We start from the raw sequence: 13,724 nt of genomic DNA, 5'->3' as shown, positions 1-13,724 counted from the left end.
TAGACTGAAGTGATTTTGAAAAACCCGCGTAAGCGGGTTTTTTTATTGAGTTTAGAAAACATTTTGAGCTTTTAAAGTTAAATATTCTCTTAAATCTTTAGGATAGCTCTGAATCATCTTTAAAAATATATCTCGATCGCCTTGATATAAGGCGCGTGTTGCTTCCTCATAATTTGGCATATTGCCTAACATGGCAGACATAAAACGGTCGATGGCTTGTTTGGCGAGCATAATATTACCTTCAGAATTTGGGTTATTTAACTCTTTATCAATTAACTTGCGTATCACTGCTGATGCACTTGCACTTTGTTGATCTAACCAATCCCAATGTTTTTTCTGTAAAGTGATTTCACGCGAAATTACTCCAAGTTTAGGTCGTCCAACTTTTTTAATTTCTTCCGGTTCAGCATAACGTTGTTGCAATTCTTGTTCCGAGCCAGAAAGATCAAGATCAATTTGTTGACCTGTTTGATCATTAAAAATCAGAATATTTTCCGTTGTTTTCGGAAGATCTTTGAGTTTTTTTGCAAGTTCAATAAGGGAGTCACTCGCGATAAGCGTGCTTCCAGTGAAGGCAGTATAGGTGATTTTAGTATTCATTTTAGCCATATATTTTTATCTGGGTAAAATAATATTACCAGGGTGAAATTAATTTGGCAAATAATTAAAATTATAACCAAAGAATTATTTGATTTTATGAGTGTAGTCGATGAAGTTAGGACTATAAAAATAGTCAAGATAATGAGCTATTTAAAATTTTACTCTGCTTTAGTATCGCTTTTATGAGAGAATACGCCTTTAGTTGTATGTATAGAGACTCCTATGTTTGAGCAATCTCCTGAATCTTTAAGCGATATCGAAATTTTAGACATTTTACAGTCGATGAAAAAAGATAAGCTAGATACGGAAGCAAATGAGATCATCCGTAACGGGGGGAAAGCAGGACGTCAGGAAGCACATAAACAGGCTTTAGTGGCACTGAATACAAATTTTGAAGAGAAGTTTGTAGAGGCCGTTACTCTTGCATTAGGTTTAAATGCAGCTCAAGCTAAAAAAATTCGCTATAAAAAAGATCGAATTCGTATTTTAAAAGCGCGTGGTATTGATTATTTAGCTATTGATGGTGCAGAAACAGCGCAAGTTTTGGCACAGATTTCACAAGCCATTGTTCGAGAAGATGCAATAGTTACTCATGACTTACATGACATCTTCCCATTTTGGAAAGAAGGTTGGCCAATGGTGCAATTTGATAATGCCTATAAAATTTTAGAAGAAGATATTAGCTTGCACTTTCATGCGTTCTTAGATGCCATGATTGAGTATATAAATAAATAAAAATAAAAGCCCCGATAGGGGCTTTTATTTTTATAGTAGAGCAGAATTACATCGTACTAAAAAGTGGGAAAACGCCAATCACTAATGCTGTCCCCATCAAAACCATACATGTTATAAATGCCCACTTGAGAGTGAATTTTTGATGGTCTGCAAAATCAACTTTTGCAAGGCCACATAATAAATAGGTTGATGGAACAAGAGGTGATAGTAAGTGTACTGGTTGGCCTACAATTGATGCACGAGCAATCGCTTCTGGACTAATACCATAATGTGAAGCAGCCTCAGCAAGAATTGGTAATACACCGTAGAAGAATGCATCATTTGACATAAAGAAGGTCAAAGGCATGCTGACTAGCGCGGTAATCGGAGCCAAGTATGGACCCATGCTTGGAGGAATCATTGCGACGAACTCTTTAGACATCGCCTCAACCATACCTGTACCAGATAAAATACCCGTGAAAATCCCCGCAGCGAAAATTAAGCCTACGACAGCTAAAACACTATCTGCATGCATTGCAATACGTTTTTTCTGCATATCAACATTAGGGTAGTTAATGAGCATTGCAATACAGAACGCTAGCATGAATAACACTGACATCGGCAAAATGCCTTTGATTAATGCAATCATGAGAATAATGGTCAACACCATATTCACTTTACGTAAATGTGGGCGCGTCGCTTCAGGATCTTTAGATACTGTAATATTGTCACCATGATGAGTTTCAAGCTCGATCACGCCTAAACGTTTTTGTTCATAGCGACCATATAGGTATGCCAAGAAGAATAACCAGCCAATACTAATGACCATAGGAAGGATCATTGGTACGAAAATATGGCTCGGATCAACTTGAAGGGCACTCGCAGCACGAGCAGTCGGGCCACCCCATGGCGTTAAGTTCATCACACCACTACAGAGTAGCATAAGAGCTGTCATGATCAGGGTGTTCATACCTAAACGTTGATAAAGTGGAAGCATTGCTGCCACACAAATCATATAGGTAGTTGAACCATCACCATCTAAAGAAACCATTGTGGTTAGAAACACGGTTCCTAGTGTAATTTTTAAAGGATCACCTTTAACTTTTTTCAAAATCCATTTGACTGGTGGATCGAAGAGACCTGCATCGATCATTAAGGCAAAATATAAAATTGCGAATAAAAGCATTACGCCAGTTGGCGCTAATTTTTTGATGCCATCTAGCATCATCTCACTGAGACCTTTGAGTTCAATATGACTCAAACTTTCAAAATAATGACCTAGGCCCCAGGCAATGAGAGAAAAAATAAATGGGATGAGAATTAAAGCAATAATAGGGCTTAAACGTTTGGACATGATTAAGTACATGAAGCACAAAATCATGCCAACACCAAGTAATGTCAGCATACAATCAATCCTTTGCCTATAGTTTTACTGAACAAGTTTATTCAAAACTCTGACCTTGGTTATTCTTATTAATTTTTATTAAAAAGACAAATAATATATTTAGTTTATTTGGTTAATATATATTCATTTAAAAGGGTATATATAGGCGAAATACTGAACATATATATTAACATTATAGTGGTATTATAATAAATAAAGGCTATTATAAAATGATATAAAGGTAATATAAATATAAAAATTATATGGCATTTTTTTTAATTATATATATTTTGATGATTGAAATGAGAAAAAGAACCATTTAAAAATATACTTTAAGTCAAAATATACAAGCTTATTTACAATGTAAAGGGGACTTAAGTATTTTGTAGTTATTGAGATATGTGGATTATTCTATTATTTTTCAGTATTTAAACTTTAATAAGAGGGATAAATAAAATAATAATACTTTTAAGTTAAAAGAGCAAATTGAATAAATAGATCTAAAATAATTATTACATATATTTAAAAAATTTATTTAGATTAAAAAAATACCCCATCTAAAATTGTGGGGTATTTAAATTAATATAATTTAATTTTCATCAATTGATGAGTGTACTTCGGTTTGTTCTAAAATTCGAGTAACAAGAAGTTGGTCAATTTTAAAGTGGTCGACATCGACGACTTCAAATTTATATCCACCAAATTCTACAAAATCTGCTGGACGTGGAATTTTTCGTAGACGATACATCATGAAGCCTGCGAGCGTCTCGTAATTTTCTTCATCAGGCATTTCATCAATTTCAAGTGCATGTCTTAGGTCATCAATCGGTGTACTGCCATCAATCAACCAAGAGTTATTATCACGTTTAATGATTTGTTGCTCTTCTTCGATAGGAGTAACCCAGTCTCCCATAACTGTAATCATAATGTCACTCAAGGTGATTACCCCTACAACAAGTGCATATTCATTTATGACCACCGCAAATTTCTCTTTTGTAGAGCGGAAACGATCAAGTAATTCCGAGAGAGTTAGGGTGTCAGGAATCATCAGGACAGTACGAATGGTTGTTTCATTCAATTGTGTTGGAGATTGATTGTTTAAAATGCGCACCAAGAAATCTTTAGCATCAACATAACCAATGACCTGATCAATATTTTCATTACATACTAAAAATTTCGAATAAGGATATTCTGCTAATTTTTGACGAATACTGTCTTCATGTTCATTTAAGGTGAAATAAACGACGTTTTCGCGTGTGGTCATGCTTGATGGTACGGTACGTTCTTCTAGTTCAAAAACGTTCTCGATAAAGTGATGTTCTTGTTTTTGAAGTACGCCAGCTTGTGCACCTGCATCCATAACTGCTGAAATATCATCAAAAGTAATATTATCTTCTCGTGTTGTATTCACTTTAAATAAGCGAAATAGCAAGTTGGCAATTGCATTTATTCCCCAAGCTAAGGGCTTACACACTTTAATAAAAACCTGAATTGGGTTAATAACGCTAATCGCAATTTTTTCAGGTGCGATCATGGCCAGACGCTTTGGCATGAGATCGGCGAATAAAATAAATAGAGAAGTTACTAAGGTGAAGGAGAGGGCAAAACCAATAGTCTGTGTCCAAGGACCTTCATAAAAACGGTCGACGAGTGTGACAAAAAAGGGACGAAAAGCAGCTTCACCCAAAATACCGCCTAAAATAGCCACAGCATTTAAGCCAATTTGAGAAGCTGCAAAAAAATCAGCAGATTGTTCTTGTAGATCAAGTACTTGTTGGGCACGTTCTTCGCCAGCTTCGGCTAAAATTTTTAACTTTACTTTTCTGGCACCAGCCAATGCAATTTCAGTTAAAGATAAAAAGCCTGCTGCGATGATGAGCAGTGCGATGATAATGATATTTTGAAAGAGACTCACAAATCACCCGAGGTTCATCATTATTATGACTATGTTTTAACACAAAAAAGCGCTGAGGTAATCAGATTGATTGCTCAGCGCTTGAAGATAATGTCTAAAATCGACAATTAAATTAAAATTTATTTAATAATGAGAAAATTGTGAATTGTTGGTTAGAAATTCACGATTTTCTTCTTCAATCATTTGACGAGCAACAAATAAAATAAGTTGGCGTAACCAGCGATGAGCAGGATGATGATGCAATAACGGACACCAAGCCATTTTGAGTTCAAATTCTGGAATATAAAAAGGAGGATCCTTTATAACCAGTTTAGGATTTTGAGTTTGTAGGCGCGCCATTCGAGTTGGAAGGGTGGCAATCAAGTCAACATTTTGAGCAAGTAATGCTGGCATTTGGTAGTGACGGGTAAATACAGAAATTTTACGACGTTGACCAATACGTTCTAATGCCTGATCAATCCAGCCTAAACCGCCTTGTTTATCTGGATTTACACCAAAACCTACGCCCATACCTGTTTTAGAAACCCAGATATGTTGTGCATCTAAATAACTTTTTAGGTTCAAATGAGTTACAGCAGGATGTTTGTCATTAAGGATACAGCTGAAACTATCACGCCAAACTAAAACTTGGTGGAAACTTTGCGGTATTTCATTAAATCTATTAATCGCAAGATCAACTTTACCTTGTTCCATGTCTCTATAAGACACATCACTTGGTGTAAGAAAGTCGAGTACAACATTTGGAGCTTCAGAGCGTAGAGCTTTGACAAGGCGCGGGACTAAAGTTGCCTCGGCATAGTCAGATGTCATAATGCGGAAAACGCGATTACTTGTATAAGGGCGGAATTCGGTACGGGGTTCCAAAATCATGGAAAGATCAGAAAGGGCATCACGAATACGAGGTTGTAATTCAAGTGCACGTTCTGTTGGAGTCATCCCTTCAGAAGAACGGATAAGAAGCGGATCATTAAATAAATTACGTAAACGACGTAAAATATTACTCATTGCAGGCTGAGTTACCCCAAGCTGTTCGGCTGCGCGTGTAACATTTTTTTCACGAAGAAGTACATCAAGATATATTAATAGATTAAGATCTACTCGCTCCAGATTCATAAAAAAAATACCGAAAATAAAACCCTGAAATTGTTTCAAATTATGCCATATTTAATAACTATTGTGTGAAAAAATGATGAGAAAAGCGACATTTTTTGTAGGAATTAAGTAGGAGAGAGAAGGGCTTTAAGGCTATATGTTTATTGTATTTGCCTTATTTCAAGGCGAGTAAATATAAATTCACTTTATTTATGAAGATATCTTCAATTTCTAGCATATCAATTGACTTTTTGCATTGGCAAAAATAGCCTAATTTACAATTGACTTTTAGATTTAAAAATGAGTGGAAAATCTCCAAAAATTGTATAAAAATAAGACTTACTAAGTTTTTAGAATAAAACTCTATACTCCTTTAGCATAATTTTATTTTTATAAACAGAGTGTTAAGGTTTTTAGTTTTATCTATAATATCGATTTATTGGTATATTTTTTAAATAAATACTGAAGATTAACAAAGGATATTGGATTAATTGATTGGCTAAGTCTAAGCTGTGCTCATGATGAAGCAGCTGGTGTCATAAGAAATTTAAGTAACGTGACTCTAGGCTTCGATCGATGAAATCCTAAAATGAATACAGGACAATATCATGACTACATATCAAACAGCGATTGATGCAGTACGTCAATTAAAAGCAAAATTCGGCAACACTTGGGCAGACATTAGCCCAGAAGATGCTGCTCGTATGCAACTTCAAAACCGTTTCAAAACTGGTTTAGATATTGCTAAGTATACAGCTGCGATTATGCGTCGTGATATGGCTGAATACGATGCTGACTCAAGCAAATACACTCAATCATTAGGTTGCTGGCATGGTTTCATCGCACAACAAAAAATGATTGCGAACAAAAAATATTTCGGTACTACAAGCAAACGTTATATCTACCTTTCTGGTTGGATGGTTGCTGCTCTTCGTTCTGAATTTGGTCCACTTCCTGACCAATCTATGCACGAAAAAACTTCTGTTCCTGCATTGATCGAAGAAATCTATACTTTCTTACGTCAAGCTGATGCAAAAGAATTAAATGATTTATTCCGTGCGCTTAAAAAAGCACAAGAAGCTGGTGATACTGCTAAAGCAGCTGAAATCACAGCTCAAATCGACAACTTTGAAACTCACGTTGTGCCAATTATTGCGGACATCGATGCTGGTTTCGGTAACGAAGAAGCAACTTACTTACTTGCTAAGAAAATGATCGAAGCTGGTGCTTGTGCGCTTCAAATCGAAAACCAAGTATCTGATGCTAAACAATGTGGTCACCAAGCTGGTAAAGTAACTGTTCCACACGAAGACTTCATCGCTAAGATCCATGCATTACGTTATGCATTCTTAGAAATGGGTCTTGAAGAAGGTATCATTGTTGCGCGTACTGACTCTGAAGGCGCTGACTTGACTCAAAAAATCCCAGTGGTTAAAGAGCCAGGTGACATTGCTTCTCAATACATCAGCTACTTAGATACTCAAGAAATTGACATTGCTGATGCTCAAGAAGATGAAATCTTAATCAAGCGTGATGGTAAATTACACCGTCCTAAGCGTTTACCTTCTGGCTTATATCAGTTCCGTGCTGACACTCAAATTGACCGTGTTGTACTTGACTGTGTGTCTAGCTTACAAAATGGTGCTGACCTTCTTTGGATCGAAACTGCGACTCCAAACGTAGAAGAAATCGCACACATGGTTAACCGTGTTAAAGAAGTTGTTCCAAATGCTAAGCTTGTTTATAACAACAGCCCATCATTCAACTGGACTTTAAACTTCCGTCAACAAGCTTACGACCGTTGGGTTGCTGAAGGTAAAGACGTTTCTGCATATGACCGCGCTAAATTAATGAGTGCTGAATATGACAACACTGAATTAGCTGCTGATGCTGATGACAAGATCCGTACTTTCCAAGCAGATGCTTCTCGCGAAGCAGGTGTGTTCCATCACTTGATCACACTTCCGACTTACCACACTGCTGCTCTTTCTACTCATGAGCTTGCACAAGGTTACTTCGGTTCTGAGGGTATGTTGGCTTATGTTGCTGGCGTACAACGTAAAGAAATCCGCGGTGGCATCGCTTGTGTTAAACACCAAGCAATGGCGGGTTCAGACATCGGTGATGATCACAAAGAAATCTTCTCTGGTGACAACGCTCTTAAAGCACATGATGATGCTAAAAACACAATGAACCAATTCGCAGCTCACTAAGAATTGATTCATCAAAAAACCCGCTCAAATGAGCGGGTTTTTTTTAATTATTAAAAATTATTTTTTCAAAACATAGTGTTCAGCTAAAGAGCCTTCAACTTTTTTACCTTCCATATCTAAAGCAGTTGCAGTGTTTTCACCAATAAAGAATTTACGGTTTTGACCTTTATCATCTAAGGTAATAACTGAAGTATTATCTTTGTCAAAAGTAAAGGTACCATGGGTTTCAAATGGGTTCGTATCGCCTTTACCAATATAAGTTTCAGTCAGCTCATAGGTTTTATCATCTTTAAGTTCTAATTCGGTTTTAATACCTTCACAGTCTGCACATGGGAGAGTGCCTTTATATGTGCCGTCCCAATCGAGTGAGTTTTCCGCTGTGTGCGCGCTATCTACAGCATTATTATTCGCTTCAGTAGTTTGTGCTGGAGCGGATGCTTGAGTTGTTGTGTCGGCTTTATTTTCATTTTTGCTACAAGCGGCAAGAAGGATACTTAAGAGTGCTACTGATAATAATGTTTTTTTCATGATGATCTAAACCTCGGAAAATAAATAAAAAACAAGTAAACAGGCTATGAAATATAAGAGCCTAATAAAAGTTTAAGTATGTAATTTAATTTTAACAAAAGGTAAAGTGAGTAAATTTTAACCAAAAGGGAGGATGTAAAAATTAAAAAAAGGTATCCATTAAAAAATTAGCGAATACCTCTATATATTAAGGTTGAGAAGAAACTCCACCCAAAGAATCACAAGCTGATTTATAAAGCTGATATTGTTGCTTTAAAACTTCATCGAGCGGCATGTCGAATAATTCTTCACCATTCTTGTAACTCTCTACATATGAAGTCGCCTTTTCTTTGCTTACTGCTAAAGACTGTTGGTAGTAAGAATTAATTGAGCTTGTTGCAATCTGACTTGTCTCAACATTTTTACATTCAAAATTATGGAGAATTTTCTCTGCACGTTTGACCTCGCTAGATTGGCCAAAAATACACCCGGTTAAAAAGACAAGTGGCGTTAACACGAAAAAAAGTTTCATGGAGAGCAAGTATGGAAGCAACGGTGGGCGCTATTGTATAAATAATTCCGTGAGTTACTGTGGTTTTATGTTAGACATTGATTGTTTTTTAACTCATTAAAATCAAAAAATTGTATCTAATTTTATCATTTTGCTTATTTTTATATTTGGTGCGTATTTTGCTTATAACTTTAAGCACTTATTTTGAACATATGAACCAGAATGAATCAGGTACAAACGTTTTCAAAAAACTCTTTAGCACCATTTTGGTATGCGCAATTAGAACTTGGATTTTGTTTTGAAAATTCGCGCACCATAATGAGTCATAGAAAGCATCAAGGCCCTGTAAGGGTGCAAAAAATGCTCTGGCCTGAAAAAACAGGCATATGTCACGCCATTATTGTACATCCTCCAGCAGGAATTGCAGGAGGAGACCATCTTACTTTTCAAATTGAAACCAAAGATCAAGCTCATGCGGTTGTAACGACTCCTGGTGCGGGGAAGTGGTACAAAACCAATGGAAAGCAAGCCTTTCAGCATATTCATCTTAATGCGAGAGATCGGTCTATTTTAGAGTGGGTTCCGCAAGAAACGATGCTGTTTGACGGAGCTCTAGCACACTCAGAAACTCATATTCATCTTGACCAGGCTGCCAGTTTTATTGGCTGGGATATGTTGGTACTCGGGCGGCAGGCACGTGCTGAACGTTTTGTGCGGGGAAGCTACCACAACCAGTTTAAGTTGTGGCGAGAACAAAAATTATTGGTTGCAGATACATTGTTTTTTGAGGGTGAAGACCGTTGGCTTAGTTCGTGTTTAGGTATGAATAATCAAGCCGTAATGGGAAGCTTTTGGGCGGTTGCTCCTGAGAAATATCGATCTTCATTTTATTTAGAACAACAGCTCGAACTCATTCGTGAATTGATGATGCGTATGCAAGCATCTGTAACTTTAACGTTATTAGATGATGTAGTTTGTGCGCGTTTTTTGGGAAATGATGTTCGACATTGCCATGATGCATTTGCGGCAATAAGAGCAAGATTAAGACGTTATTGGTTTGATTTAGATGAAGAATTCCCAAGAATCTGGAGAACCTAAGTTACGTTAAATTGCGTATTTAAAAAGCGATTAAAACAAGTATGCTGCTTTTGAGCACGTATTTTGCTTAAAGAAAGTTAGATGCTATTTAGGAAAGAGATATGGAACTCAATCCAACAGAAAAAGATAAATTACTTATTTTTACCGCAGGGCTAGTCGCTGAGCGCCGTAAAGCTCGCGGCTTAAAGCTAAATTATCCGGAAGCTATTGCTTTTATTTCTGCTGCTTTGCTTGAAGGAGCGCGGGACGGTATGACGGTGAGTGACTTGATGCATTACGGAACAACTTTATTAAAGCGCGAAGATGTGATGGATGGTGTGCCAGAAATGATTGCTGAGGTTCAGGTCGAAGCAACTTTTCCTGATGGTTCGAAATTAGTCACTGTCCATCAGCCAATCGTATAAAAGGAACGCTTATGATCCCTGGTCAAATCATTACTCCAGATACAGACATTGAGCTGAATGTTGGGCGACAAACTTTAAAAATTGTAGTTGCCAACATTGGTGATCGGCCTATTCAGGTGGGTTCTCATTTTCATTTTTATGAAGCAAATGATGCATTACAGTTTGATCGCGAAATAGCTAAAGGCTTTCGATTAAATATCGCGGCGGGCACAGCGATACGTTTTGAACCGGGACAAAGTCGGGAAGTAGAGCTTGTTGCTTTAGCGGGTAAGCGAGAAGTATATGGTTTTGCAGGCCGAGTCATGGGCAAGTTGGATTAAACATAACAACGATAATGAAAGAGATGAGTAATAAGTTATGAAAATGTCACGTCGTGCATATGCTGAGATGTTTGGTCCAACGGTTGGTGATCGTATTCGCTTGGCTGATACAGAGCTTTTTATTGAGGTTGAGCAAGATTTAACGACTTATGGTGAAGAAGTTAAATTTGGCGGTGGCAAAGTCATTCGTGATGGAATGGGACAATCTCAACTTTTAGCCGAAGAAGTTGCCGACACTGTCATTACTAATGCTTTGATTGTGGATTGGTGGGGTATTGTAAAAGCTGATGTCGGTTTAAAAAATGGCCGAATTTGGAAAATAGGAAAAGCTGGGAATCCTGATATTCAACCGGACATTACCATTCCTTTAGGTGCTGCAACAGAAGTGATTGCAGGTGAAGGGCAAATTTTAACGGCAGGTGGTATTGATACTCACATTCACTGGATTTGTCCTCAGCAAGTTGAAACCGCGCTAATGTCGGGTACAACAACAATGGTCGGTGGCGGTACAGGACCTGCGGCAGGTACTTCGGCAACGACAGTGACTCCGGGGCCTTGGCATATTGCAACCATGTTGCAAGCCATTGATGATTTACCTATGAATATTGGCCTGTTAGGCAAGGGTAATTTGAGTTTGCCAGATCCAATTCGTGAGCAAATTAAAGCTGGGGTAATCGGGTTAAAACTACATGAAGATTGGGGCTCAACACCGGCAGCTATTGATAACTGCTTGAGTGTGGCAGACGAGTTTGATGTGCAGGTCGCTATTCATACAGATACTTTAAATGAAGGTGGTTTTTTAGAAGAAACACTAGCAGCTTTTAAAGATCGTACAATTCATACGTACCATACCGAAGGTGCGGGTGGTGGGCATGCGCCTGATATTTTAAAGGCAATTGGACAAAGTAATGTGTTGCCGTCTTCAACTAATCCAACCCGACCGTACACCATTAATACCATTGATGAGCATTTAGATATGCTTATGGTTTGCCATCACTTAGACCCGGCAATTGCTGAAGATATCGCTTTTGCTGAAAGTCGTATTCGCCGTGAAACCATTGCCGCCGAAGATATTTTGCAAGATTTAGGCGCAATTGCCATGATGTCATCTGACTCTCAGGCTATGGGCCGTGTGGGTGAAGTAATTATACGTACTTGGCAAACTGCTCATAAAATGAAAATTCAACGTGGTCCTTTAGAGGATGACAATGAGTTTCACGATAATAATCGCGTTAAACGCTACATTGCCAAATATACAATTAACCCAGCCATTACCCATGGTTTAAGTCATGAAATCGGTTCGATTGAAGTCGGTAAACTTGCTGATTTAGTGTTATGGAAGCCTGCTTTTTTTGGTGTAAAACCTTCCATGATTATTAAAGGTGGCATGATTGCAGCGGCACCGATGGGTGACGTTAATGCTTCAATTCCGACACCTCAACCCGTGCATTATCGCCCAATGTTTGGTGCCTATCCGCGTGGTGTACATAACACCTGTATTACCTTTTTATCTCAAGTGGCAATTGATGAAAAAGTTGCTGAGAAGCTAAATCTTAAAAAGTTAATTAGTCCTTGTAAAAATACACGTCAGATTAGTAAAAGCGATATGAAACACAACACATATTGTCCAGTTATGCATGTTCATCCTGAAACTTACGAGGTGCGGGCTGATGGTGAATTATTAACGTGTGAACCTGCTGATGTATTACCCATGGCTCAGCGTTATTTCTTATTTTGATAAGTTTTATAGAGATGATTTGCCTCATTACTCTAGATATGAAAGAAATAAATAAGGAGAGAAAAGCTAAATGAAAATCTATACCCAACGACTTGAAGATATTTCTCCTGATCAGGCATTTGAAACGGTTGAGCTGACTTTTGATACCCGCCAAAAATCCCGCTTTCGAGCTGCTTTAGCGAGTGGCATCGATATTGGTGCTGATTTGCCACGTACTGGCATTTTGCGTAGTGGCTCATATATTGCAACGCAAGAGGGTGATGTATTACGTGTCGATGCTAAGCCTGAGCGATTAATGCAAGTCACTGCTCAAACCGATTTTGATTTGCTTAAAGCTGCCTATCACTTAGGGAATAGACATGTACCATTAATGTTGACCCCTACAGCTTTGTATTTTGAGCCTGATCATGTGCTTGCAGAAATGGTGGAGGGGTTAGGGCTTACAGTTTCAGAAACTCATCATCCATTTGAACCTGAAAGCGGTGCCTATGCACAGCATAGCCATGATCATCGTTTAAGCCCAATCAAAGCTTTACATCATGTCCATTCATAGTGCCGCGCAATTACTGCAACTGCTGACATTGTCTTCTACTGCATTGCCAGTTGGAGCGTATTGTTATTCGCAAGGTGTAGAAACAGCCATTGATATTGGCCTAATACACGATGAAACCTCGGCAATTGCTTACTTTGAAGAAGTGCTTGAGATGTTGTTGGTGAGGTTTGAGTTGCCCGTATTAAAGCGACTCATGCAGCATCATGATGACTCAGAAGAGTTCTTGGGTTGGGCAAATTTGTATAAGGCCAGCCGAGAAAGTAAAGAACTTTTGGCAGAGTCTCAACAGCTGGCATTTTCTTTAAATGCATGGATTAAAGATGTTTTAAAGAAAACAGTTGAGGTTAAAAAGCAATTTGGTTTCGTGCCAGTATATGCACAGCTCTGTGGTCGACTCGAACTCAACGACATGGATGTACTTACTGCTTATACCTTTACTGTTTTAGAAAATCAGGTTTTAGCAGCAGTAAAAACAGTTCCTTTAGGGCAAATGGCCGGTCAAAGAATTTTATGGCATTTGCATGGTTTAGTACCACAAGCGGTAGAGAAAGCTTTGAAGCTTAATGACGAGCAATTGAGCAGTGCTTTACCGCGTTATGCCATGCTGAGCATGAAACACGAAACACAATATTCACGGTTATTCAGATCTTAAGTTTAGAAAAAAGGATAAAAATC

General features: G+C 37.9%; 14 protein-coding genes. 8 read left to right on the top strand and 6 right to left on the bottom strand.

Annotation, left to right across the window (positions count from 1 at the left end; translation table 11 throughout):
• Positions 1-51: 51 nt before the first annotated feature.
• Positions 52-609: a DUF2239 family protein gene (locus KTI79_RS07315; RefSeq protein ID WP_079284311.1), complete on the bottom strand. Its 558-nt coding sequence runs from the start codon at positions 607-609 to the stop codon at positions 52-54.
• A gap of 213 nt (positions 610-822) precedes the next feature.
• On the opposite strand from KTI79_RS07315, the gene KTI79_RS07310 reads away from it, so the two are divergent.
• A complete protein-coding gene (locus KTI79_RS07310; RefSeq protein WP_002117749.1) occupies positions 823-1,335 on the top strand; it encodes a hypothetical protein in 513 nt (170 codons plus the stop codon).
• Positions 1,336-1,381: 46 nt separating this feature from the next.
• Here KTI79_RS07310 and KTI79_RS07305 read toward each other — a convergent pair whose 3' ends face one another.
• The 3 genes from KTI79_RS07305 to KTI79_RS07295 all read right to left on the bottom strand — a co-directional run bounded on the left by KTI79_RS07305 (position 1,382) and on the right by KTI79_RS07295 (position 5,726).
• The gene (locus KTI79_RS07305) at positions 1,382-2,719 is read right to left on the bottom strand and encodes a CitMHS family transporter (RefSeq protein WP_032054895.1); all 1,338 of its coding nucleotides are present in this window, start codon (positions 2,717-2,719) and stop codon (positions 1,382-1,384) included.
• Positions 2,720-3,287: 568 nt separating this feature from the next.
• On the bottom strand, positions 3,288-4,613 hold the full coding sequence (locus KTI79_RS07300; protein WP_032054894.1) for a hemolysin family protein: 1,326 nt from the start codon (positions 4,611-4,613) through the stop codon (positions 3,288-3,290).
• Between the two features lie 123 nt (positions 4,614-4,736).
• Positions 4,737-5,726, bottom strand: a complete 990-nt coding sequence (locus KTI79_RS07295; RefSeq protein WP_004703082.1) for a LysR family transcriptional regulator — start codon at positions 5,724-5,726, stop codon at positions 4,737-4,739.
• Between the two features lie 587 nt (positions 5,727-6,313).
• Between KTI79_RS07295 and KTI79_RS07290 the strand changes: the two genes are divergently transcribed.
• Complete coding sequence (locus tag KTI79_RS07290; protein ID WP_002117581.1) at positions 6,314-7,918, top strand: isocitrate lyase; 1,605 nt, start codon at positions 6,314-6,316, stop codon at positions 7,916-7,918.
• A 57-nt stretch (positions 7,919-7,975) separates the two neighbouring features.
• Here KTI79_RS07290 and KTI79_RS07285 read toward each other — a convergent pair whose 3' ends face one another.
• The gene (locus KTI79_RS07285) at positions 7,976-8,446 is read right to left on the bottom strand and encodes a copper resistance protein NlpE (protein WP_032054893.1); all 471 of its coding nucleotides are present in this window, start codon (positions 8,444-8,446) and stop codon (positions 7,976-7,978) included.
• A 187-nt stretch (positions 8,447-8,633) separates the two neighbouring features.
• Entirely contained in the window at positions 8,634-8,957 is a 324-nt protein-coding gene (locus KTI79_RS07280) for a hypothetical protein (RefSeq protein WP_005070594.1), read from the bottom strand.
• Between the two features lie 201 nt (positions 8,958-9,158).
• Here KTI79_RS07280 and KTI79_RS07275 point away from each other — a divergent pair, with 201 nt between their 5' ends.
• The 6 genes from KTI79_RS07275 to KTI79_RS07250 all read left to right on the top strand — a co-directional run bounded on the left by KTI79_RS07275 (position 9,159) and on the right by KTI79_RS07250 (position 13,701).
• Positions 9,159-10,034, top strand: coding sequence for an urease accessory protein UreD (locus tag KTI79_RS07275; protein WP_032054892.1), 876 nt, complete (start codon positions 9,159-9,161; stop codon positions 10,032-10,034).
• Positions 10,035-10,135: 101 nt separating this feature from the next.
• Positions 10,136-10,438 (top strand): urease subunit gamma, encoded by a 303-nt coding sequence (gene ureA, locus KTI79_RS07270; protein ID WP_002117495.1) that lies wholly within the window; start codon positions 10,136-10,138, stop codon positions 10,436-10,438.
• 11 nt (positions 10,439-10,449) lie between these two features.
• Positions 10,450-10,758: an urease subunit beta gene (locus KTI79_RS07265; RefSeq protein WP_032054891.1), complete on the top strand. Its 309-nt coding sequence runs from the start codon at positions 10,450-10,452 to the stop codon at positions 10,756-10,758.
• Between the two features lie 37 nt (positions 10,759-10,795).
• Positions 10,796-12,496: an urease subunit alpha gene (gene ureC / locus KTI79_RS07260; RefSeq protein ID WP_032054890.1), complete on the top strand. Its 1,701-nt coding sequence runs from the start codon at positions 10,796-10,798 to the stop codon at positions 12,494-12,496.
• Between the two features lie 70 nt (positions 12,497-12,566).
• Positions 12,567-13,049 carry an urease accessory protein UreE gene (gene ureE, locus KTI79_RS07255; protein WP_032054889.1) on the top strand — a complete coding sequence of 161 codons (483 nt, stop codon included), beginning with the start codon at positions 12,567-12,569 and terminating at the stop codon, positions 13,047-13,049.
• The gene (locus KTI79_RS07250; RefSeq protein ID WP_032054888.1) at positions 13,036-13,701 is read left to right on the top strand and encodes an urease accessory protein UreF; all 666 of its coding nucleotides are present in this window, start codon (positions 13,036-13,038) and stop codon (positions 13,699-13,701) included. The genes ureE and KTI79_RS07250 overlap by 14 nt, the downstream gene beginning before the upstream one ends.
• The last annotated feature ends 23 nt before the right edge of the window (positions 13,702-13,724 follow it).

It is taken from the genome of Acinetobacter sp. WU_MDCI_Abxd143, from assembly GCF_025514195.1.
GTDB lineage: Bacteria > Pseudomonadota > Gammaproteobacteria > Pseudomonadales > Moraxellaceae > Acinetobacter > Acinetobacter pittii_H.
The sequence above is the reverse complement of the archived record's forward strand: the minus strand, read 5'-3'. Positions and strand labels throughout refer to the sequence as shown.